Source organism: Nocardia cyriacigeorgica, from assembly GCF_010858045.1.
Taxonomy (GTDB): domain Bacteria; phylum Actinomycetota; class Actinomycetes; order Mycobacteriales; family Mycobacteriaceae; genus Nocardia; species Nocardia cyriacigeorgica_E.
Genome location: NZ_JAAGVC010000275.1, coordinates 1 through 302, shown reverse-complemented (window position 1 = coordinate 302; position 302 = coordinate 1). Strand labels below are relative to the sequence as shown.

At 62.3% G+C, this 302-nt stretch carries 1 protein-coding gene; it reads right to left on the bottom strand.

Annotated features, from left to right (window positions below):
- Positions 1 to 300 (bottom strand): MCE family protein (locus tag GV790_RS29685; RefSeq protein ID WP_309139052.1); only part of this gene is annotated, 300 nt, incomplete at its 3' end.
- Between the last annotated feature and the right edge of the window lie 2 nt (positions 301 to 302).

Here is a 302-nt window from a genome sequence, read left to right as displayed (position 1 = left end):
CACCTTCGGCAGGTCCTCCGGGTATTTGTACGGTTCGCCGCCGGGCATGACACCCGCGTTCATCGTGACGGCCGGATAGCGGCCGCCGAAGATGTCATTGACGATATGCATGTTCGAGCCGAGGCCGACGATGGTGCAGTACAGCCCCGAACGGTACTCATTGAGCACAGCCGTGGTGGGTTCCAGGAGCCTGAGCGCTTCGACGATCGGGCCCTCGGTGTCGTTCAAGAGTGGGGTCGCGGTGTTCGCGAGTCCGATGAGGTTGGCCAGCAACGCGTCGATGTTCTGTTCGCTGTCCACGA